The following is a 22481-nucleotide window of genomic DNA, read 5'->3' as shown; positions in this document are numbered from 1 at the left end:
CTACCCTATGGATTCATTTCATGCACTCATATCCAGCCGCTGCATCCTCAATCTCAAGGTCAAGAATGGCCGAGCCAAGGCACTTGCCATGCGCATCGAGGGCAAGCGACCGGGTGACGCCACCGCGCAGGGCGCCGCGCATCACGAAATTCAGGGCACCCAGTTGCGGCAATTCATAACGTAACACATCGCCGGTCACGAAGCCCCGGAAATGCTCGCTTACGCGCGCGGCGGTAACCTCTCGGGCGATAAGAGCAAAATCCGCCAGGTCGAACGCGATGACCGAGATATTCGATGTATCGCCCTTGTCCCCGGTGCGGGAATGGGCAAGTTCGCGCAAGCGCATTTCAGGCCTCCTTGATGTGGATTGACGGTCTGACCTGCGTTTCGGGTACCAGTGTCGAAACGATGCCAACGATTTCCCGTGTCGATTTCGCCGCCCCGCCACCACCGGCAGGACCATTCAGATACAGCGATTCAACTTCGTTTCCGATCCGCTCCGCTTCTGCAAGACTATCGGTGCGACCGACGAAGCGCACGCGAACCTCTCGTGGGGTGGAACTGCTTGCAGACAGACGTGCGCCCAGAATGGAATCGACGCCGATAAGCTCGCCGCGCGTCTCATGACAGGCAACGCCCATGATCTTCAGACGCTCCGCCACGATTTCGACAGCCAGCCGACCCCGTTCCATTGCGCCGGGACCAGCATAGGATATCTGACCCTCGCCCACATAGGAGTCGATATAGCCGACCGACACCTTCAGAAACCCTGTGCGCGCGGCCCCGCCGCCACCGGTAACACGGACCGAATCCGGGCCGGTTTCCGCGATCTGCACGCCGGAAAAATCAGCAATGACATCAGGCTGAAGGTAGCGGGCCGGGTCGTGGATTTCATAGAGAAGCTGTTCCTTGACCGTTGCCGGGGTTACGGCCCCGCCCGTGTCGCTGACCTTGGTCACAGTGACATTGCCATCTTCGTCAACTTCCCCGATGGGAAATCCAAGACGCGCCAGATCCGGCACATCCTTGTATCCGGGGTCGGCGAAGTAGCCGCCGGTGATCTGGCCAGCGCATTCCAGCAGGTGGCCGACAATCGTGCCGCGACCAAGGCGGGTCCAGTCCGTCATCGACCAGCCAAACGCATGAACAAGCGGCCCAAGAAAAAGCGCGGGATCGGCGGCGCGGCCGGTAATAACAATTTCTGCCCCATGGGACAGGGCCTCGGCAATCGGAGCAGCGCCCAGATAGGCATTTGCTGAAATCAGCCTGCTGCCAAGCCCGGAAACCGGCTGGTCCGTCTCATCAAGCCGGTAATCACCTGCCTGCACTTCACGCAGGATATCATCGCCGCTTATGGCCGCGACGCGCAAACCCTGAAGGCCAAGTTCGCGGGCCACCGAACGCACCGCGTCAGCCGCAGCAATGGGATTGGCCGCGCCCATATTGGTGACGATACGTACCCCGCGCGCACGACATGCTGGCAGAACCGCACGCATCCGCGCAACAAGCAGGGGGTCGAAACCGGCAGCGGGATCGCGCAACCGGGCCTGCTGCGCAAGAGCAATCGTGCGTTCTGCAAGGCATTCAAAAACGAGAAAATCGAGATCGCCCTTTTCTGCCAGTTCAATGGCAGGCTCAATACGATCCCCGGAAAAACCGGCACCAGCGCCAATGCGGACAGTCCTCATGGGGTCACCCTTCCTGCGGTGCGGTTGCACGATGTTGTCTGACGGTCATGCGGCGCCGCCAGAAACCACACGCAAGCAACGCAAGCGCAAGGGGCGGGCCGCCCCAGTGGGGCGTGATTGCAAGGGCGACCGCTGCAAGATACAGCGCTGCATCAAACGCCCTGTGGCCCAAAAGGGGCTGGCCACTTAGCAAGCCCGGAACCGCAATCACCAGAACCAGCCCCGATATCGCGGCTTCCGCAATCGCAAGGCCCCCGCCCTGCCCGACCATTCCGGGATAGAGCAGCAGCATGAAGGGGACTATATAAACCACCGCAGCCAGGCGAACGGCCTCCACTGCCGCTGGTAACCAGTTGGTACCGGCGATGCCTGCGCCCACGAACACCGCCACACAGACCGGCGGGGTGATGACCGAAAGCGTCGCAAAATAGAACACGAACATATGCGCCGCGAGTGGTTCGACACCAACCGCCGTCATCGCGGGGGCCAGTACCGCAGCGACCAGAACATAGGCCGCCGTCGTCGGCAGACCCATACCCATGATCAGACAGACGCCCGCAACGATCAGCGCCACAAAGAAGGTTCGGTCACCCGCCAGCTGGACTATCATCGAACTGAGCGTGACGCCGATGCCGGTCAGGTTGATCATGGAAACAAGGATCTGCGCACCGGCAAGCAACACGCCGATGATGACAAGCCCGCGCCCCGCATCCCCGAAGCCATCCAGCACGCGCCCGGCCATGTCACGCAGGGGCATGCGACCGGCACGGGTAATGGCAAAGGCCACCAGCAAGCCCATGATGCCCCAGAACGCTGCAGTCGCGATGGAACGCCCCAGGAAAATACCCGTGAACAGAAGGCCGAGTGCGGCGACAATCGGCAACATACGCCGGGGTGCCACGATATCGCGCCATGCCGGAAGTTCATCCTCCGGCACGATCTTCAGACCGCGACGGACCGCCGTAATGTGGACAGTGACGAAAACAGAAACGTAGAAAAGCATGGCTGGCAGGATAGCTGCAACCATGACGGTCAGATAGCTGACGCCAAGGATTTCAGCCATCACGAAGGCGGCAGCACCCATGATCGGCGGTGCGATCTGACCGCCGGTTGATGCGACGGCCTCCACTGCGGCGGCGAAGGGGCGTGGATAGCCAAGGCGCTTCATCATCGGGATGGTGAAATTTCCGGTGGTCGCGACATTGGCGACTGCGCTGCCGCTGACCATGCCGAATAAGCCAGAGGAAATAGTGGCAATCTTGGCCGCGCCGCCCGGACTTCTGCCGCCAAGGCGCATGGCAAGGTCCATGAATGCCTGACCACCCCCGGTATGCAGCAACAGCGCGCCGAACAGAACGAAAGCAGCAATGACCGTGGATGCAATACCGACCAGCATGCCCCAGACGCCAAGGTCACTCAGGAAAATCGTCTCTGTCACGAAATCCGCGTCAAAACCGCGATGCCCCAGCGCGCCGGGCAGTTGATGGCCAAGCAGGGCATAGGCCAGACCGGCAATCACCAGTACAGGAAAGATCAGACCAACCGCGCGCCTGCCGGTTTCAAGCAGCGCCACGACCAGCCCGGCAGTAAGCATCTTGTCGGTCATCGTCGCCCAAGGCAGGGACGTCATGATCGCATCATAATTCATGACGATGTAGCCGCAGGCCGCAAGCGTCACCGCCGCAAGCGCCAGATCGACCGCAAGCCCGACCGGGCGCCAGCGGGTGCCGGCGCCCAACGGGTAAATTGTCAACCCGAGGCTTACAACCAGCGCAAGAAAGAGCGCGCGCTGGATCAGGCTTTCGAACGGGCCGGTGGCGGCCGTGTAGAAGACGAACAATCCGATCGTCAGGGCAAGTCCCCTGGAAAGGGTTTCACGCATGTCTGTCCCCGCAATGGCCGCTTGCCAGTCGTTACCTTAATTCGCCGATACCGGCATCAGGTGTGCAGGCACGTCGATGCCCTGTTCACGGAACCAACGATACGCGCCGGGATGCAACGGTATCGTGCCATAGGTCACAGTAAGATCAGCGAGATCGGCGCCGCGCAGTTCAGCCATAGCATTCGCTTGCGCGTTTTCATCTTCCATGATCGTCCTGACGATCTGATAGGCGGTTTCCTCGCTTAGATCCGGGCTTGCTGCGACACCAACACCGAAACTCCAGGTCGTATAGGCTGGCATGTCATCGTCGGGACTTGCCGGAATCCCGACGATAGAAATGTCGGGCATCTCGGCGCGCAGGCGTTGCTGCTGATCTTCGGTCAGGCTCAGTACAGTGATTGGTGTGAATGTCGCGATATCAAGGGTGGACGCATCAAGCCGCATCCCCGCGCCGGATTTCACATAGCCGATCACGCGGTTGTCCTTGATCATATCGACGACATCGGTGGTGGACCCGCGCACATGGGCAGGTTCGATCCCAAGCGCTGCGAAAACTGCTTCTGATGTCTGTTCAGTGGCCGAACCGCGTATGCCCGGATTAAGGCGCTTACCCGCAAGTTCGTCCATGCCGGTAATTCCGGCGTCGCGGCGCACAACTACGTTCTGCGGGGCCGCCGTATAGACCCACAATAGCTGCGTTTCGACAGGCTGCCCCGCGAATTCGTTCGTACCGGCTAGGGCGTGATGGGCGACATTTGTGGTGACAAGACCAAGGTCAACCTGACGACGCTGAATGCGCCGCAGGTTGTCAAGCGTTGCGCCGGTCTCGACCACCGAAGCCTCCACTTCGGCGATGCGTTCGTTCACAAGCTGGGCGACAGCCACGAAGTAGCCGTAATGACTGGACGACGCCGATGTAGAACCAATCAGCAGCCGTTCAGTGGCATTTGCGGGCAGCACGAACGCGAAAGCAGCGACACTGCCAAGGATAATTTTGCGAAGGGGCATGAAGCACTCCTGTTTTGCAGTCAGACATATCTGGTCGGGCTGCGCGATTGCGCCGCGCCGTGCGAAATTCGGCGTCAGGAGTTCAGCGCCCATAGCTGAGCGGGTTCAGGGAATGATGCGATCCCGGGGCCTCCTTCCCCGACTGATCGTCTGCCTCCTCCCAAAGGCCGTAATACTGACCATGCCGAATTTGGACTGGTACTGGAAGTGAATGTATTTCATTATTCGATGCATGAGACGCATCAATCTTGATCTGTTCGAGTTGCAGGCATTTGTCCGGCTCGCCGAGCATGGAAGTTTCCGCGCTGCCGCGGAAAATGTGGGTCTGTCCGGTTCCGCACTCAGTCGCCTGATTGCAAGGATCGAGGAAAAGCTTGATGCCCGGCTTTTCGACAGGGATACGCGCAATGTCGAACTGACGCCACAGGGGCACCGGTTACTTGAATTAAGCGGCCGCATCCTGGCAGAGACCGAGGCCGCGCTGGATGAGTTTGACGTCTTTCTGGCGGCGCGACGCGGGCAATTGACGCTTGCAGGGCTTCCGTCAGTGACCGCAGGCCTGCTGCCGCCGATCATCGCGCGCTTCGCGGCCGACCGACCGGATGTCGATGTCCGGATTTTCGATGCCCTTTCTGATGGTGTTGTCGCGGCGCTGCTCGACCGGCGCGCCGATCTTGGTTTCACGGCTGGTGCAGTGACCGCGTCCGAGCGGCTGGCGTTCCGGCCACTCTTCGACGAGCCGTTCATGGCCGTGGCCTGGCCCGGCGGCCCACTTGATGAACCAAGGACATACACCTGGGCTGAACTGGTCGGCATGCCATTCATCGCCATGTCGCCCGGTACGAGCGTGCGTGCGCTGATCGAATCCGCCGTCGCCCAGCAAGGCTTGAGTCTGCGTCCAAGATTTGAGGTGTCACATCTGGCCACCGCCGGGGCACTTGTCGCCGAAGCGCTTGGCGTTACAGCACTTCCATCGCTGACACTGCCGGTTCTTGGGGGTAGCCAACTGGTCGTGCGCCCGCTGGAAAAACCGATCATGGTGCGCCGCATCGGACTTGTCTATCTTGCGGGACGAACGCCGTCCCCTTCCGCAAGTGCGTTTCGCGACTTGTTGCTAAGCACCGATTTTCGTCGATTGATATCGACGGTGAAGACAAAGCAGTCTTGACATATGCACCGTTAGTTTAAGCATATGCTGTTCCAACGGTTGCAATTCGGGGGAACAGCGGATGTATCATCCGGATTTTCTCCGGTTGTGCGGGAGGTTTCCTTGCCGGTGTTTCCCGCCCACTGCCACGGACCAGAATTGACGGGACCAAGGCATTTGAATCGTGCATAAAGACGCAATATTTCCAAACGCAGGATGAACAGAAATGCGGATTTTCTTCACGGGCGGCGCGGGCAAAGCGGGCAAACATGCCGTTTCATGGTTGCTTGACCGCGGCCACAGAGTCCTTAATGCCGATCTTGTCCCGTTGGATGACCCGCGCGTCGATAATCTTCGGGTGGACCTGACCGATTGCGGGCAGGTCTATTCGGCGATGGCCGGAATGGCGGGGCTGGATGATCTGGACCACCCCACCGGGGTGCCACGCTTTGACGCCGTGGTGCATTTTGCAGCCATTCCGCGTATTCTGATTGCCCCGGATTCAGAAGTGTTCCGTGTGAACACTATCACAACCTATAATGTCATCGAGGCTGCGGTAAAACTGGGAATCCCCAAGGTGATCTTCGCCTCTTCGGAAACGACATATGGAATCTGCTTTGCGCAGGGGGAAATGTTGCCCGAGTATTTACCGGTGGACGAAGACCATCCGACTGTGCCGCATGACAGCTACGCCATGTCGAAAGTCGCGAATGAGGTAACTGCGCGATCATTTCAGGCGCGCAGCGGAATCGACATCTATGGTCTGCGGATCAACAATGTGATCGAACCGCATGAATATGCCGATATGTTTCCAGCCTTTGTGCAGGATCCGTCGCTGCGTCGACGCAACATTTTTGCCTATATCGATGCGCGCGATCTGGGGCATATGGTCGAATGTTGCCTGCGCAACGACGGACTTGGGTATCAGGTGTTCAATGTCGCCAATGCCGATACATCAGTCAGTGCGGACGCAGAGGAGATTGTGCAACGCTTTTATCCCGGGGTGCCCAAACGCCGGGAAATCAGCGGACATGAAACTTTCTATGCCATCGACAAGGCCCGGAAGCTTGTCGGTTTCGACCCGCAGCACGGTTGGCGGAAAAATGTGCGTGGCTGACATTTCTACCAGTCCACAGCCCGGAAATACGCCTGTCGCGCTTCGGTTCCTGATGTAAGTTGCGACTTCGGTGACGCTTGAATCATTCCGTTCGCGGGCGTGCCAGTCATACCGCCCGCACAAAAGGTTCCGGCGGATGTAGGCAGATTTTTGCCGAACCCTCCCGTTGCACGGAAACCCAACTGCCCGCGCTGGCGTTTTGTCAGCAGGGCGGAAAACCTCTCCATATGGGAGTGAGTATGCCGCCATATTCTGGAGGTTATCATGAAACGACTACTTTTGACTTCAACACTCATCCTTCCCTTCCTGACCGCGTCTGTGTTGGCGCAAGAAGCGCCCACACCTGAGCAGACAGATCCGCCGGTTGGCGAGCAGACCGAAACCATGCCTGCGGATACCATGGATATGGATCCGCCAGCGGATGACGCGGGTGACATGGACGCAGAAGCGGATGCAGAACCGGCTGGCGAAACAATTGTTCAGCAGCAGGCCGCGAATGAATTGCGGGTGGACTGGATTACCGGCACAACGGTTTATTCGCGTCAGGACGAAAATATCGGCCGCATTGACGATCTGATCATCGATCAGGATTCGCACGCGATCACAGCGGCGATTCTGTCTGTCGGTGGCTTCCTTGGCATGGGCGCAAAGCAGATTGCTGTCCGCTTTGATGAACTGGAAATCGACTTTGATGCACGCGAGATTTACCTGAATCTGACGCGCGATCAGGCCGATGCGGCGCCGGAATATGTATTCCGTGAAAGGACCGACGCACCAGCTCCGGTCGTTACGAACGGTGCGGATGCGCCGCTTCCGCCGCTGGACTGATTGTCCCCACGGGCTGACACGCAACTAAAGGGCGCCCGGTCCTGTCGGGCGCCCTTGAACGATATTTCAACATATGACTGCGGGGCGGAAACGGGTCCTGCCCCGCTGCAGCTTCACTCGCCCAAGGCGATACCTTCGCGACGCGGGTCGGCGCCACCCAGCAGCTGGTCGCCCAGCGAAATTGCATGCAGCCCTGATGTCAGCGCGGTCACATTCGTCTGGAACCCCAGATCAGACAGCGGCGCGACCAGTTCTTCGGCCCAGGTGCCTGCCTCAATCTGATAGGTCCCGAAGCTGTTGACAAGATGTGGCATCATCGCGGCCTGCTGCACATCCATGCCCCAGTCCAGATGCGCGATGATCGCCTGCGCGGTGTAGCCGATAATCGTGGCACCACCGGGGCTGCCGATGGCAAGCACAGGTTCCCCGTCGCGCAGCACGATGGTGGGCGACATTGACGAGCGTGGCCGCTTACCCGGTTCTACCCGGTTAGCGATGGGCCAGCCATCAGCATGGGTCCGGAAGGAAAAATCGGTCAGTTCATTGTTCAGCAGCAGGCCGCGCACGAATATCCGGGCGCCGAAACCGCTTTCGATCGTTGTGGTCATCGACAGCACATTGCCATCCCTGTCAACAATAGAGATATGCGACGTGGCCGGGCGTTCTTCGCGCAGATCATCCCCCCACAGAAGGGCATGATCCCAGGCTGGCTCCCCCGCGGACACTTCCGGCAAGGCGTCATCGCCGCGCAGCAATTCGGCGCGGGCCGCCAGATAGTCGCGGTCAATCAACCCTTCCAGCGGCACAGGCACGAAGTCGCTGTCAGCCAGATAGCGGCCCCGGTCGGCAAAAGCCAGCCGCGTTGCATCACCCATCAGCCGCCGCGCTTCCGGATCCTGCGGATCCATCGCGCCAAGGTCAAAATTCTCCAGCATTCCAAGGATCTGTGCAATAGCCACCGCGCCCGATGATGGCGGACCCATTCCGCATACATCATTGCCACGATATTCATAGCATACAGCAGGCCGTTCAATTACCGTATAGCGCGCAAGGTCGGTCATCGACAGCAGCCCGGGATGGTCGGCCGTGCGGGTTGCGACCACGATGTCGGCTGCTATTTCGCCCGTATAGAAAGCGTTTGCCCCCTGCCCCGCGATCTGGCGCAGGGTATCGGCGTAGTCAGGGTTGACCAGCGTGTTGCCCGCCGCGACGGGCGCACCGTCCGGCAAGAAGTAATCCGCGGTCGCGGGGAACATCGCCAGGCTTTCAGCCGCTGCGGCAACCGATTCCGCCATGCGCGTAGACACCGTGAAGCCCGTTTCGGCATGGTCTATGGCATCGTCAAACAGGCCGCGCCAGTTCGCCCGGCCCCAGCGGCGATGCGCTTCTTCCATCAGCCGTGGTGTGCCCGGCGTGCCAACCGAACGGCCGCTGACAACAGCGGTCATGAAATTCAGCGGTTCACCATCCGCGTCCAGAAAATAGCGCGGATCAGCGGCAAGTGGCGCTGTTTCCCGCGCATCAAGGGTTGTGATCTCGCCCGTCTGCGCGTCATACCACACAAGGAACGCCCCGCCGCCAAGCCCGGAAGATTGCGGCTCCACCAGTCCCAGTACGGCCTGCACCGCGACCATGGCATCTGCGGCGCTGCCGCCATCGCGCAGTACCCGCGCGCCTGCTTCGACTGCCAGCGGATGCGCGGCGCTGACCATCCAGTCATCAGCCGCGACCGGGCGGCCATCGCGTTTTGCCGCAAGCGCCTGATTGGCCGCATCGGAAAGCCCCGGAAAGTCCTGCGTGACCTGCGTTTCGGGTTCAGGCACGATGATGTCAGAAGCCTGCTGCGCCGTTGCAGGCAGGGCCGTGGCAAGGGCCAGAATGGCCGTGGAAGCGAAACGAAACATGTAAATCCTCTCTTCATTGCAGTGTGGGCCGTAACTGGCAGATGTTCTGCGCATCTGTTGGGCAACCCGTCATTCAAGCTTAAGGGCTAGTCGCCTACTAGATACTAAACCACAGGTAGAATTCATAACACCATTCCGATGGCCAGTCATCGCCCATATGTCGCTTCGAGTCGGGCCTAGCGCATCCATGCCGAGCAGGCAGCCCCTGCATGTGTGAAAGCACAACTATGGTTCAGAAATAAAGTCAGGCCGCAGGACGGCCAGTTCTATGACCCATACCAGCTTCGGCCTTTGGGACTCTCTTGGTCCGCTTCAGGCCAGAATGGTCCACATGCTGCGCGTTCAATATTCAGCGACGCGCAGACGGCAAAGAACCGCTTTCAATCGGTCAGGAATGATCTTCATGATCATGCGAAAACTGCTGATAACCCTGCAGGTCAACGATCCCGGCATATTCGGCATACGTGGCAGGCGGCGGATTGGCCGGTCGCTGGTCCTGGCCCAATCCCGACAGCGCCATCCGCATTCCGGCAATCGCACCGAACAACGCGGTCACAGCATACAGCGCGACCGAAAAGCCCATCTCTTGCAGATCCGTGAAACGAAGTGTTGCTGCATCCGTGCCGTCAACCAGACTGATGACCTTCGGCCCGTCAATGCCGCGCGCGATGGCATCAACTTCGGCGCGCGTCTTTACCCCATCGACAAAAACAAGGTCTACGCCCGTGTCGCGATAGGCCTTCGCACGCTCCAGCGCGGCAGAAAGCCCCTCTGGTTGCAGCGCATCGGTGCGCCCGATCAACACGGTCTTTACCTGCATTTCGCTGCGCGCGGCGACCGCGGCACGTAGCCGGTCAACGGCTTGTGCGGGGCTGATCAGCCGCACACCGGCAAGCTGGCCGCAGCGTTTCGGGCTTTCCTGATCTTCAATATGCAGCGCCGCCACGCCCGCCATGGCGTAGTCCTGTATCATGCGCCGGACATTCAGTGGCCCGCCATAGCCGGTATCCGCATCCGCGATGACAGGAAGATCGCAGGCCCGCACCATGGCCCGCGCCTGATCGGCCATTTCCGACTGGGTCATCAGACCAAGATCCGGCGTGCCAAGACGTGATGCCGTGGCCCCCAGCCCGGTCATGTAAACGGCGGCGAAACCTGCGTCGGACACCAGTCGCGCGGTCAGGGCGTCGGCGGCACCGGGACAGGTCAGCAGGCCGCCTTCTGCCAGTCTTTCACGCAGTCTTTCTGCCCCGTCCAGAAGCCCGGTCTGTCGCATCATTTTCCCCCATCAAAGATCGGTGTTCCGCCCAAGTGACCTTCTGCCAGCGCCCGGCTATAGACGGTTTCGGTCCGGCTGATATGCGCTTTCAGCAATGCGCTGAATTCGTCAATGGCCCCATCGGACAGCAGGGTGGTCATCGTCCGGTGTTCATGAAAGGATTCCGCGCGTCGTTCTGCATAAGGCGCCGTGATATTGGCACGCAGCGCGGCAATCCGCCCTGCTACCAGTGAATTGGCGTCCCGCAGATAGGAATTTCCGCAATGAACAAAGGCTGCGTTGTGGAATCGTGTGTCAAGCCGACCATAGCCAGCCGTGTCCTGACGTTCCAGGGCGGCTTGCATATCGTCGACGATGCTGATCAGTTCCGACAGGAACCTGTCACGCGCGCAGGCAAGCGCCACGCGCACGGTCTGGTTTTCAAGGATTTCACGGTAGACGCAGATCGCCTTGATATCATCGGGAGAGGTTTCGAAAACGAAAGTCCCGCGTTTGGGACGGACAATCACCAACCCTTCATGGGCAAGCAGCGCCATTGCGTCACGAATCGGGGTACGCGACACGCCCAGCAGGTCGACAACGCGGTCTTCCGAGATTTTCTCACCAAGGCGAAAACTGCCCGACAGGATTGCATCACGGATCTGCTCGGCGGCAATTTCTGCCAGTGATCTGGCGGGGATGATACGGGTCAGACTCATGCCGACACCCGCGCGCGACGCCTGTTCCACCACAGGACAACCGGCGTGATCCAGACCACCAGCACCAGACAGGCCAGCCCCACAGCGATGGGCCGATCAAAGAAGCCAAGGATGCTGCCATCGGCTTTTATAAGCGAGGTGACGAAGTTCCGTTCCACAAGCAACCCCATGACGATTCCCAGGATGGCGGGCGCAACCGGAAACCCGTTTTCTTCCATCAGATAAGCAAAAACACCAAGAACCAGCATGATGACAATACCACTGGCCGAGGAATCAATCGAATAAGACCCGGCAATACAAAAACCCAGGATCAGCGGCGCGAGCGTCAGTTTGGACACGCGCAACACCTGAGAGGACAAGGCGATGGCCAGCAGCCCCAGTGGCACGATAAGCAGGTTGGCGATCAGAAACACCAGGAAAATGGCCATGATCATGTCACCGGATGTCAGAAATACCATTGGTCCGGGATTCAGCCCCTTTACGTAAAGCACACCGATCACGATTGCCGTGATGCTGTCACCGGGAATGCCAAATACCATCGCGGGGACATAGGCCCCTGACAATGCTGAATTATTGGCTGCGCAAGCCTCCACCAGACCGGTCTGACTGCCCTTTCCGTATTCCTCCGGCGTTTTGGAGAAGCGCTTGGAAACGGCATAGGATATCCATGACCCGATATCAGACCCGGCACCCGGCAGAATGCCAATAATGGTACCGATACCTGACCCGCGCAGCAGGTTTACCTTGGACCGCCAAAGCAACCGGCCCACACCCGTGAACATCCGCAACGGATTGCCGACGGGGGCGACAGGTGCAACCACGTCCCGGTTAACGAATGTCCGGATCAGTTCGGGAATGGCGAACATGCCGATCAGTGCGGGCACAAAGGCAACCCCGTCCAGAAGCGACGTCATGCCGAATGTATAGCGCGGATACCCCGATGTCGTGTCCATGCCGATACTGGCAATCATCAGCCCAAAGGCCAGCGACATCAGCGATTTCAGGATGGACCCGGTGCCAAGCATGACCGCGGCCGACAGGCCCAGAAGGGCAAGAAAAAAGTATTCATCCGATGTGAAATTCAACGATATGATTGCAAGTTGCGGGGCCGCCACCATCAGCACAAGCGACCCGAAAATTCCGCCGATTGCAGATGCCGTGACCGAAATGCCCAATGCGCGCGTAACCTGCCCCTTGCGCATCAGGGCGTTCAGATCCCCGATATAGGCAGCAGAGGCGGCTGTGCCGGGAATCCGGACAAGCGCCGCCGGAATGTCGGACGCGAAAATCGCCATGGCCGCCGTTGTCACGATAGCGGCGATGGCTGGCACCGGGTCCATGAAAAACGTGATCGGCACCAGCATGGCGGTCGCCATTGTCGCGGACAGGCCCGGCACCGCACCCACAAACAGCCCAAAGGCAGAACTGGCAAGAATGACCGCGGCCATGTGCCATGTCAGAACCAGAGGAAGCGCGTCGGCAATATGGGTCAGCATCAGATCAGTCCTTTCAGCGGGCCTGCGGGAAGCGGCACCTGAAGGACACCGGACAGCAGAATATGCAGCATGAAAATGAACCCGACTGCCAGCCCGATCCAGACCGGGTGTCGTTTGCCAGATGTCGCGAACAAGGCGATCAGCAAAATGCTTCCCCCTATCGGGAACCCGATCGTTTCAAAGTTCATGGCCAGCAATGCAGTTCCAATGATCAATACCATTGCACTTGCGATCCGTTCAGCACTGCGCCAGCCAGAAGCCAGCTGCATCAGCGGTCCGCCATTGCGCAGCCCCTGAACGCCAATACCGATCCCCCCCAGAACAGTTGCCACCCCAAGGATCACGGGAAATGTCCCCGGCCCGATGGGTTGCCCGGTCAGTTTAGGGAAGCTGCTGGACGTCCAGACGACCCAAAGGCCGAAGCATATCAGCAGCCCGCCGATGACACTGTCATGAAGCTTCATGCCCCCTCCCCCCTCTGGTGTGGACCATATTCATCTTTCCGGCACCGCCTGTCTGCGGTGCCGGAAGTTTGTATATTGCCGGTTTTACTGTGCTGCCAGCCCTACGGCCCGCAGGGTATCACCCAGTGCTGCATCTGATGTCATCATGAAGGATTCGAAATCTGCACCGGTGGTCCATTGCATTGCATAACCGCGTTCGGTCATGAAACTCACATATTGCGGGTCCTGAAGCACCTCGCCCAGCACTTCTGTCATCTGTGCCGCAATTTCCGGCGCAACACCTGCAGGCGCAACCAGACCGCGCCAGGACCCAAGGGCAAAGTCATGACCTGTCGCTTCGTTGAATGTCGGAACATCGGGGGCGATGTCCAGACGCTCGGATGCAAAAACCGCCAATGGCCGGATCAGGCCAGCGCCCATCAGCGCGGCGGCTTCGGGCAGCGATGCGGTTGCCACCTCGACCCCGCCTGCGGCCAGATCCTGCAGCCCCGGCGCGGCCCCTTCGGACGGCACCCAGGCCACACGTTCAGCGGGCATTCCGGCGGCCATCAGCATACCGGCAAGCGCCAGATGATTGACGCCACCTTGCGCAGACCCTGACCCCTTGAACTGACGGTCCGGCGCGTCTTCCAATGCGGCAAGCAGCCCGCCGATATCGGCGAAGTCACTTCTGGCATTCACGAAAATTGCTGCCGGGTCAGAGTTGTAAAGGCCAAGCGGCGTGTAGGCGGTATAATCAAGTTCCGTCAGGCCAAGATTGTGCATCGTACCGATTTCGAGTGTCGCAACACCAATTGTCTGCCCGTCCGGCGTGGCATCGGCAATGGCCGCATGGCCGATAACCCCTGACCCACCGGTACGGTTTTCAACCGCAACCGGCACACCGACCCGTTCCTGCAGCAGGGTGCCGATTATGCGCGCCGTTGCATCGGTGCCACCACCCGCGCCCCAAGGCACGATCAGCGTGATGCGGCCATCAGGCCAGTCCTGCGCCGTAGCGGGCAGTGCAAGACTGCTTGCCAGCAAAGCCAGCCCGCCCATGATCTGACGTTTTGTAAGTTTCACGATCGTCTCCTCCTCGGTTTGAAATGCCTGGGCTGGTCCTCCCAAGGTCCAGGCAGGTGATCACGATGATCAGTCGAAAATCTTGGTGGGGTTCAGAACCCCGTTGGGGTCCAGCGCGGCCTTTAGCCTGCGCATCAGATCAATTTCCGCAGCACCCCGGCTGAGCGGCAGATACGGCTTTTTCAGTGACCCGATGCCATGTTCGGCAGAGACCGTCCCTTCCACGTCGCTGACGATGCCATAAACGATCCTGCTTGCGTCTGCCAAAGGCTGCGGGCTCGCACCGGGACACCATGCCACCACATGCAGGTTTCCGTCGCCCACATGCCCGTAATAGACCGACTGACAGCCAGCTTCCGCCAGCAGCGCGGCTTTTGCGCGGTGCGCAAATTCATCCATCCGGCTGACGGGCAGGCCGACATCAAAGCTGATATGCGGGCCGATCACTGCGGGGTTGGCGAATTCCGCGGCGGCGTCGCGCGTGGCCCAGAAATCGGCGGTGTCGGCAAGGCTTTGCGCCACCGCACCGTCCTGAACCAGCCCCTCTTCCATCAGGAATTCCAGAAAGGATTCGAATCGCGCGCCGTCAATCGATTCATCAAGCCCTTGCATTTCGATCAGGATGGCATGACTGCCATCGCCCATCGTCACCGGCGCACGCATACCCGGCACACAAGTCGTTGCCTGATACCAGTAATCGGCCCACATTACCTCAAACGCCGAGAGTAACGGTCCCAGTCGGCGGCGCGCTGTTGCCAGAACCGCCAGAACCGCGTCATAGTCGCGGACGATGCACAGCGCGGCATTGGTGCAACCCGGCTGGGGGCTTAAGCGCAAGACAGCACGGGTGATCACACCCAGCGTTCCCTCTGACCCAAGAAACAACTGCTTTAGATCGTATCCCGCGTTGTTCTTGATCATCTTGTTCAGCATCGGCAAAACGGTGCCATCTGGCAGCACAACTTCGACGCCAAGCACCAGATCACGCGTCATGCCATAGCGGATAACCCGGTTGCCACCCGCATTTGTCGACATGTTCCCGCCGATGGTGCATGACCCGCGCGCACCAAGATCAAGCGGGAAAAACAGCCCTTCTGCGGCGGCGGCTTTCTGAATCACCTCCAGCGGGGTTCCTGCAAGAACGGTCATGGTCATGCCGTCGCGGTCCAGCGCCTCGATTCCCGACATGCGTTCCAGCGACAGCGCAACCCCGCCATCAAGGGGTCTGGCACCGCCACACAGACCGGTCAGCCCCCCTTGTGGCGTGACGGGCACCCGATGGGCATGGCAGTGCCGCATGATCGCCGAAACCTCTGCGGTTGACGCGGGACGCAAGGCCGCAATGGGTTTTGCGGGGGGAAGAAAACTCCAGTCTGTCCGAAAACGTTCCGGAATGTCATCGCCACGAAAACACCCTGCAGGCCCCAGCGAATTTTGCAACGCTGCCAGAATATCGATGGTCGCCCCCTGATCTGTCATTCCCGCCCCTCTGCTCTTATGTGTTACATATAACAAAAATTCACACAGAGCAAGCAGGGTTAAAAAACCCGCGATCCGAGATGCAGAATCAGGGCTGTGGTGCCTGAGCTGCAAGTATGTCGATGAAATGACTGACCAGCGCCGGACGACCCGCCACATTGGCTTTGCGGAACACGGCATTCAGTTGCGTCTTGATTGTCGCCTCGCTCTTGCCACGGGCGCGGGCGATTTCCTGATTCGAATATCCCCTGATTGCAAACAGCGCCACATCCTTTTCCGCAGGGCTGAGTCCCCAGAGGCAGAACTGATCCTCCATAACTTCCAGAAATAGACCCGATGCAGTACGCAACTGCTGCTCTACCTTGTGAACGCGGTGCAGGGTACTGCGTAACAGCATGATGGATGCCAGCGCGCCAAGCAAGAGGCTAAGGCTGGCACCGATCTGAAGTGCCTCCCGCACTTCCCAGGCGACAGCCCAGTGCCGTAATCCCAGCACATCAGTCGCCAGCTCTAGAATGAAGAATGCCGCACACATCACCTGAACGAAAACAAGTGCTGATAATCCGATAACCGTTGACCGTTTAAACACGGGCTTATTATTCATTTCAGAGGTTTTCCATACTGCTTGGGCCTGCCCGGACCATATCGCCCGCGCAGGCCAATGGTTGGTTTACCGGATGCCGACGCCGACACTGCCGCCTGCGTTGCCGCTGGCGTTCCCACCGCCAACGCCGCCGCTGGCCTCTGTGCCGATGCTGACCGACGCGCCGCCTGCATCAACCCCACCGGAGATTCCGCCACTGGCTGTCGCGCCGGTTTCAGCGGAACCGGTCGCATTTCCACCCGCAACCCCATGGCTGGCAGCCGTGCCGGTTGCCGAAGGACCGGTCGATGCATCGCCTTCTGATTCAGCGCGGGCGCGAACAAGGTCCGAAAGAATTTCGCCGGTGGAACGGCTGACGACGATTTCACGTGTCGTGGTTTCGTTGCTGGCCTTGATGCGCACCCGGCCAAGGAATGTCCGTGTCACAGCGTGAATGGTGAATCCGGCTTCCTGCAGATGCACAATCACATCATCAGCCGAACGCGCCTGAGCCAACTCAAAGCCAAGCTGCGCCTGCGCATTCGTGGTCTGGGCCTGTGCAGGGGCCATCAACACGGTCGCGGTGGCAAGAACAACGCCAAATGTTCTGATCATCTTTTGCACTCCTTCTGTTTGAACCAGACAATCGCGTCCGGGGATGGGGAAGGCATGATGGAAAAATGCCGGGTCATCTATCGACCCCGTGAACCAAACTGACCCTTTCAAACCCTGGGTTGATGTTAAGAAAGACTAGCGCATTCCTGTTTCAGATGGAATCGCAAGACCGGGCGCATCCGGCGCACCGCGGATGGTGACGGCATTAATATAGCCGCGGCATCGGTGGACCGGGGTCGACCGGTCCCGCGTTGCATCGGCTCACCTGATGCTTGCGGCATCACTCCGCCATCAAAGGACGGAACTGAGGCCAACGAAATAGGCAAGCCGCGGGACGGCCAGACCGATGGCGCGGCGGGCTGCGCCCTTGTCCCGCGCTTTGAGGAACTTCACCGCGCCGCTGACCCTCATCAGTATGACAACGCACGTCATGATTTGGCTTGCCAAATTGTCCTGATTGCCCATGATCTCAAACCATGACAACCTGGCCACCAGATCCCGCAAAACTCATGCGTCCGGTGTACCGGTCCCTTGCCAGCAGCATTGCAGGCGCGATTGATTCGGGTAAGTTGCAACCCGGCGAACGCCTGCCCACGCATCGTGAACTGGCCTATCAGCTGGGCATTTCCGTCCAGACGGTCAGCCGCGCATATGAAGAACTGATCCGCACTGATCTGGTGGTCGGAGAAGTCGGGCGCGGCACGTATGTCAAGGACCCCGCCAGCGACCATCGCGCCCCGCCGTTTCAACGCATCGACGGCAGCGAAAGGGTGATCGACTGCTCCATGCTGACGCCGGTACGCGGTGCACTGCATGACACCGCGCTGACAAGTGCCTTGCGGGAAATGTCGCGTGAAACCCCGCCGGCGGATTGGTTCAGCTTCCGACCCCGCCACGCCTATCAGTCGCATATGCAACCTGCGCTGCGCTGGCTGAAACTATGCGGTCTTGCGCCACATCCCGAACAGGTGCTGCCAGTAAACGGGGCCACTGTGGCGATGAATGTCGCCGTCATGACCGCCGCGACATCAGGTGATCTGGTGGTGACCGAAGATATGGGGCATCACACGCTCAAGACCTTGGCGCGCATATACGGGCTGCGCCTGACGGGGCTGGCCTGCGATGAACAGGGCATTCTGCCCGATGCACTTGACCACGCGGCGCGCCATCACGGGGCGCGTGTGCTGTATGTCATGCCTTCGGGCAACAGCCCCCGCACGCTGAGTATGGGGGCAAAACGGCGCACGGATATTGTCGCACTGGCCCGAAAATATGATCTGCAGATCATCGAGAATGATGCATGGGGACCACTGGAACCGGACCGCCCCCCACCACTGGCGGCATTGGCGCCAGAACGGGTATTCCATGTCAGCGGTGTGTCCAAATGCCTGATGCCGGCATTGCGTTTTGGCTGGCTTGTCGTGCCCCAACCCCATGTCACGGCCGCATTCAGCCAGCATATGGTCACTGACTGGATGGCGAACCCGCTAAGCGCGGATATTGTTTCGCGCTGGATTGCGGATGGCACCGCGCTGAAGCTTCTGAACTGGCAGCGTGACATGCTGGCACGCCGCAACGCCCTTGTACGCCGGCATCTGGGCGGGCTGGGCGTGTGGTCAAATCCGCATGGAATGCATGTGTGGCTGCCCTTGCCCGGCCATTGGGACGAAACGTCATTCGTCAGCAGCGCCCGGCAGCATGGCGTCGCGGTTGCACCAGGTCATGCGTTTGAAACCGGTGTCACCCGTAGCCCGCACCGGGGGGTGCGCATCTGTCTGGGTGGGCCAAATGACGCTGAACTGGCCGAGGCGCTGCGCCTTGTAGCATGGCTGGCGCAGAATCGCCCCGGACCCGAATTCCTGACATTCTGAGCCTGCTTCCGGGCGGCGTGGCAGTGCCGTTGCTAAATTGTCATGATCCAATGTTTGCATTGACATGAAACATGTTCCTGTCGTTGTCTTGCGGTAATCCGCAGGAAGGGTGATGCCACCGCCTACGCGCTGGTATGTCCCCGGGGCACCCTTGCATTCGCGGACCGGCACGGGTCGTGGGGCTTGCATTTTCCGCAGTCACCCGCACACCCCGGGATCGCAATCATTCAACGCGTCCATGCTGGCGCATCAAACCAGGGAGCAAGACATGCGTTTGAAGACGTTGCTTATCGGCGCTGGAACCGCCGCAATCATGGTGGCAACCAGCGCCACCGCGCAGCAAACCTGGCGCTATGCCTTTGAGGAAGCCATCGACGAGGTACAGGGCGTCTTTGCCCAGCAATTCCAAGACTATATCGAGGCAAATTCGGACTATTCCGTGCAATTGTTCCCGTTCGGGACATTGGGTGAATCCGATGATATCATGGAACAGACGCAGGCGGGCATTCTGCAATTCGTCAACCAGTCGCCGGGTTTCACCGGGGCGCTGATCCCGGAAGCCCAGGTGTTCTTTGTCCCCTATCTGCTCCCGCAGGAAGGTGAGGCTCTGAACGAGTTCTTCCGCAACTCCGTCGCCATCAACGAAATGTTCCCCGAACTTTACGCGCAGCACGGGCTGGAATTGCTGACCATGTACCCGGAAGGTGAGGTGGTGATGACCACCAAGCAACCGGTGCGCAGCCCCGCAGACCTGAATGAACAGAACATCCGGGTCATGACCAACCCGCTGCTGGTGGAAAGCTACCGCGCCTTCGGGGCTGTGCCCACGCCGCTGCCATGGGGCGAGGTTTACGGCGGGCTGCAGACGAACATGATCCAAGGGCAGGAAAACCCCATGTTCTTCGTGGAATCCACCCGCATGTACGAGGTGACGGACTACATCACCTTCACCGGCCACAATAATTTCACAACCGCCTTCATGGCCAACAAGGATTTCTTCGACGGTCTGTCAGAGGATGATCAGCAACTTATCCGCGATGCGGTCGAGGTCGCTTTCGACCACATTCTTGAATATCAGGATGGTCTGACCGAAAGCGCGCTGGAAACGATTCTTGAATCTAAACCAGAAATGGAAGTCGTGATCCTGTCAGAGGAAGAGCGTCAGCCCTTCATGGACGCGGCGGAATCGGTCGAAGCCGAATTCATCCGCATGACCGGCGACAGCGGACAGGCCATTCTGGACCAGATGAAGGCCGATCGTGACGCGGTTACCGACTGATAGCGTATGCGCCGGGGGCGAAACGCGCGCCCCCGGCATTTAGGTCTTCCTTTTCCAGTCAGATCGGATTGCAACCGTGAGCGAACACAGGGACGACAAGACCCCCCCCGAAACGCCGGATGCCGTGGGCAGCCCTCCGCGCGGCGAAAACGCCGAGGACCGGGCCATGGAGGCAGTGAATGTCCCCGTGCCAGAGCATGACGACAGCCCCACTGCGTACAGATCAGATCTGCCCGGCCCACTGGGCTGGATAGACAACGGCATCGCCCGCGCCGAAGCCTTTCTGCTGGCAGCCGGGGTGCTGCTGATGGCTGCGAATACAGTCGCTAATGTCGTCGGGCGCTTCGGCTTTGGCAGCTCGATCCAGGCCACCGAAGAGGTGAACCGCATTCTGATCATCCTGATCACCTTTGCCGGGATCAGCTATGCCGCGCGCCATGGCCGCCATATACGCATGACGGCATTTTTCGACATGATGCCGGTGAAGCTGCGCAAACTGCTGATGATCCTGATCGCGTTGGTGACTGCGGGCTTCATGTTTGCACTGACATGGTATTCTTGGGGCTATCTGCAGACGACACTGGGGCGTGGCAGATTGCTGCCCTCGTTGCAGATACCGGTCTGGTGGACATTGGTCTGGGTGCCCGTGGGGTTCTTCATGACCGGGCTGCAATATCTGCTGACCGCGATCAAGAACATGCTGGAAAAGGACATCTACCTGTCCACCAATGTCCTCGAAGGCTACGCGGACGAAAGCGAACAGGAAATCTGAAGGGGCGCGCGCCATGGCTTTGACGATCTTTTCGGTAATGGTTGTGCTGCTGTTGCTGGGCTTTCCCATGATGATTCCGCTGATGGCTGCGGCGGGGCTGGGTTTTTACATGATGTTCGGCGATTTCGGGCAACTGGAAACCATGGTGTCGCAAATGCTGGCCGGTATCCGGCCCGCGTCATTGATTGCGGTGCCAATGTTCATCTTTGCTGCGGACATCATGACCCGCGGCCATTCGGCGGGGCGGCTGATCGATCTGGTGATGGCCTTCGTGCGGCACCGCAAGGGCGGGCTGGCCATTTCCACCGCCGCCGCCTGCACCATGTTCGGCGCGGTTTCGGGGTCCACACAGGCGACAGTGGTTGCCATCGGCTCTCCGTTACGGCCGCGCATGCTCAAGGCCGGCTACAAGGACAGTTTCACGCTGGCGCTGATCGTCAATGCGTCGGACATCGCCTTTCTGATTCCGCCTTCCATCGGCATGATCATTTATGGCGTGATATCGAACACTTCTATCGCGGAATTGTTCATCGCGGGTATCGGGCCGGGCTTGCTGATCCTGTTCCTGTTTTCGATCTATTGCTGGATCTACGCGGTGCGCAACAACGTGCCTACTGAAACACCCCTGCCCATGGGCGAACGCTTGGTGGCCGTGCAAAAGGCACTATGGCCGCTTGGTTTTCCGGTGATCATCATTGGTGGTATCTATGGCGGCATCTTCTCCCCGACGGAAGCGGCTGCGGCCTGCGTGCTTTATGCGCTGATTCTGGAAATGATTGTATTCCGCACAATGGATTTGAAGGGTCTGGTGGCCACAGCACGATCGACGGGGTTAATTACGGCCGTAGTCTTTATTCTGGTGGGTGCGGGGGCTGCATTTTCCTGGATTATCTCTTTCGCGCAGGTGCCGCAGGCAGTGCTGGGGGCCATCGGGATTGACCAGATGGGGCAGATCGGCGTGCTTGTCGTTATCTCCATTGCGTTCTTTGTAGGCTGCATGTTCGTGGACCCGATTGTCGTGATTCTGGTCCTGGTGCCGATCTTTGCACCAGTGGTGAATGCCGTGGGTCTGGACCCGGTGCATGTGGGTGCGATCATTGTGCTGCAGGTGGCAATCGGGTCTGCCACACCACCATTCGGCTGCGACATCTTCACCGCCATAGCCGTGTTCAAGCGGCCCTATTATGAAGTGATACGCGGCACCCCACCCTTTATCTTCATCCTGCTTCTGGTGTCGGTGCTGATGATTTTCTTCCCGCAGATCGCCCTGTTCCTGCGCGATCTGGCCTTCAGGTAACAGGAGGAA

21 protein-coding genes are annotated in these 22481 nt (G+C 59.5%); 7 read left to right on the top strand and 14 right to left on the bottom strand.

Annotated features, from left to right (window positions below):
• Nucleotides 1–13 precede the first annotated feature (13 nt).
• Genes PUT78_RS07915 through PUT78_RS07900 form a run of 4 tightly spaced genes read right to left on the bottom strand, consistent with a single transcriptional unit; the run spans nucleotide 14 to nucleotide 4578 of the window.
• Nucleotides 14–346: an AtuA-related protein gene (locus tag PUT78_RS07915; protein WP_274351711.1), complete on the bottom strand. Its 333-nt coding sequence runs from the start codon at nucleotides 344–346 to the stop codon at nucleotides 14–16.
• Between the two features lies 1 nt (nucleotide 347).
• On the bottom strand, nucleotides 348–1688 hold the full coding sequence (locus PUT78_RS07910; protein ID WP_274351710.1) for an acyclic terpene utilization AtuA family protein: 1341 nt from the start codon (nucleotides 1686–1688) through the stop codon (nucleotides 348–350).
• 4 nt (nucleotides 1689–1692) lie between these two features.
• Nucleotides 1693–3570 (bottom strand): TRAP transporter permease, encoded by a 1878-nt coding sequence (locus PUT78_RS07905; RefSeq protein WP_274351709.1) that lies wholly within the window; start codon nucleotides 3568–3570, stop codon nucleotides 1693–1695.
• Nucleotides 3571–3606: 36 nt separating this feature from the next.
• Nucleotides 3607–4578: a TAXI family TRAP transporter solute-binding subunit gene (locus PUT78_RS07900; RefSeq protein WP_274351708.1), complete on the bottom strand. Its 972-nt coding sequence runs from the start codon at nucleotides 4576–4578 to the stop codon at nucleotides 3607–3609.
• A 232-nt stretch (nucleotides 4579–4810) separates the two neighbouring features.
• On the opposite strand from PUT78_RS07900, the gene PUT78_RS07895 reads away from it, so the two are divergent.
• The 3 genes from PUT78_RS07895 to PUT78_RS07885 all read left to right on the top strand — a co-directional run bounded on the left by PUT78_RS07895 (nucleotide 4811) and on the right by PUT78_RS07885 (nucleotide 7670).
• Nucleotides 4811–5746: a LysR family transcriptional regulator gene (locus PUT78_RS07895; RefSeq protein ID WP_274351707.1), complete on the top strand. Its 936-nt coding sequence runs from the start codon at nucleotides 4811–4813 to the stop codon at nucleotides 5744–5746.
• A 205-nt stretch (nucleotides 5747–5951) separates the two neighbouring features.
• Nucleotides 5952–6842: an NAD-dependent epimerase/dehydratase family protein gene (locus PUT78_RS07890; RefSeq protein ID WP_274351706.1), complete on the top strand. Its 891-nt coding sequence runs from the start codon at nucleotides 5952–5954 to the stop codon at nucleotides 6840–6842.
• 264 nt (nucleotides 6843–7106) lie between these two features.
• On the top strand, nucleotides 7107–7670 hold the full coding sequence (locus tag PUT78_RS07885) for a PRC-barrel domain-containing protein (protein ID WP_274351705.1): 564 nt from the start codon (nucleotides 7107–7109) through the stop codon (nucleotides 7668–7670).
• A 113-nt stretch (nucleotides 7671–7783) separates the two neighbouring features.
• On the opposite strand, the gene ggt is transcribed toward PUT78_RS07885, so the two are convergent.
• The 10 genes from ggt to PUT78_RS07835 form a co-directional block, all read right to left on the bottom strand.
• The gene (gene ggt / locus PUT78_RS07880) at nucleotides 7784–9574 is read right to left on the bottom strand and encodes a gamma-glutamyltransferase (RefSeq protein ID WP_274351704.1); all 1791 of its coding nucleotides are present in this window, start codon (nucleotides 9572–9574) and stop codon (nucleotides 7784–7786) included.
• A gap of 388 nt (nucleotides 9575–9962) precedes the next feature.
• Nucleotides 9963–10853, bottom strand: coding sequence for an isocitrate lyase/PEP mutase family protein (locus tag PUT78_RS07875; RefSeq protein ID WP_274351703.1), 891 nt, complete (start codon nucleotides 10851–10853; stop codon nucleotides 9963–9965).
• Nucleotides 10850–11551, bottom strand: coding sequence for a GntR family transcriptional regulator (locus PUT78_RS07870; protein ID WP_274351702.1), 702 nt, complete (start codon nucleotides 11549–11551; stop codon nucleotides 10850–10852). The genes PUT78_RS07875 and PUT78_RS07870 overlap by 4 nt, the downstream gene beginning before the upstream one ends.
• Entirely contained in the window at nucleotides 11548–13047 is a 1500-nt protein-coding gene (locus PUT78_RS07865; RefSeq protein WP_274351701.1) for a tripartite tricarboxylate transporter permease, read from the bottom strand. Before PUT78_RS07865 ends, PUT78_RS07870 begins: the two co-directional genes overlap by 4 nt.
• Nucleotides 13047–13511 carry a tripartite tricarboxylate transporter TctB family protein gene (locus PUT78_RS07860; RefSeq protein WP_274351700.1) on the bottom strand — a complete coding sequence of 155 codons (465 nt, stop codon included), beginning with the start codon at nucleotides 13509–13511 and terminating at the stop codon, nucleotides 13047–13049. Before PUT78_RS07860 ends, PUT78_RS07865 begins: the two co-directional genes overlap by 1 nt.
• A gap of 84 nt (nucleotides 13512–13595) precedes the next feature.
• Nucleotides 13596–14576 (bottom strand): Bug family tripartite tricarboxylate transporter substrate binding protein, encoded by a 981-nt coding sequence (locus tag PUT78_RS07855; RefSeq protein ID WP_274351699.1) that lies wholly within the window; start codon nucleotides 14574–14576, stop codon nucleotides 13596–13598.
• A 69-nt stretch (nucleotides 14577–14645) separates the two neighbouring features.
• Nucleotides 14646–16055, bottom strand: a complete 1410-nt coding sequence (locus PUT78_RS07850) for an FAD-binding oxidoreductase (protein WP_274351698.1) — start codon at nucleotides 16053–16055, stop codon at nucleotides 14646–14648.
• Between the two features lie 88 nt (nucleotides 16056–16143).
• The gene (locus PUT78_RS07845) at nucleotides 16144–16659 is read right to left on the bottom strand and encodes a helix-turn-helix transcriptional regulator (RefSeq protein WP_274351697.1); all 516 of its coding nucleotides are present in this window, start codon (nucleotides 16657–16659) and stop codon (nucleotides 16144–16146) included.
• Nucleotides 16660–16725: 66 nt separating this feature from the next.
• Nucleotides 16726–17253: a hypothetical protein gene (locus tag PUT78_RS07840; RefSeq protein ID WP_274351696.1), complete on the bottom strand. Its 528-nt coding sequence runs from the start codon at nucleotides 17251–17253 to the stop codon at nucleotides 16726–16728.
• Between the two features lie 291 nt (nucleotides 17254–17544).
• Nucleotides 17545–17718 (bottom strand): hypothetical protein, encoded by a 174-nt coding sequence (locus PUT78_RS07835; RefSeq protein WP_274351695.1) that lies wholly within the window; start codon nucleotides 17716–17718, stop codon nucleotides 17545–17547.
• A gap of 11 nt (nucleotides 17719–17729) precedes the next feature.
• On the opposite strand from PUT78_RS07835, the gene ehuR reads away from it, so the two are divergent.
• From ehuR to PUT78_RS07815, 4 genes are all read left to right on the top strand, one after another.
• Nucleotides 17730–19124, top strand: a complete 1395-nt coding sequence (ehuR, locus tag PUT78_RS07830) for a MocR-like ectoine utilization transcription factor EhuR (protein WP_274351694.1) — start codon at nucleotides 17730–17732, stop codon at nucleotides 19122–19124.
• 268 nt (nucleotides 19125–19392) lie between these two features.
• Nucleotides 19393–20403, top strand: coding sequence for a TRAP transporter substrate-binding protein (locus PUT78_RS07825; RefSeq protein WP_420793477.1), 1011 nt, complete (start codon nucleotides 19393–19395; stop codon nucleotides 20401–20403).
• Nucleotides 20404–20569: 166 nt separating this feature from the next.
• Nucleotides 20570–21175: a TRAP transporter small permease gene (locus tag PUT78_RS07820; protein ID WP_274351796.1), complete on the top strand. Its 606-nt coding sequence runs from the start codon at nucleotides 20570–20572 to the stop codon at nucleotides 21173–21175.
• Nucleotides 21176–21188: 13 nt separating this feature from the next.
• The gene (locus PUT78_RS07815) at nucleotides 21189–22472 is read left to right on the top strand and encodes a TRAP transporter large permease (RefSeq protein WP_274351693.1); all 1284 of its coding nucleotides are present in this window, start codon (nucleotides 21189–21191) and stop codon (nucleotides 22470–22472) included.
• Nucleotides 22473–22481: the final 9 nt, after the last annotated feature.

Origin of the sequence: Roseinatronobacter alkalisoli, from assembly GCF_028745735.1 — a bacterium.
Classification (GTDB): Bacteria; Pseudomonadota; Alphaproteobacteria; order Rhodobacterales; family Rhodobacteraceae; genus Roseinatronobacter; species Roseinatronobacter alkalisoli.
The sequence above is the reverse complement of the archived record's forward strand: the minus strand, read 5'-3'. Positions and strand labels throughout refer to the sequence as shown.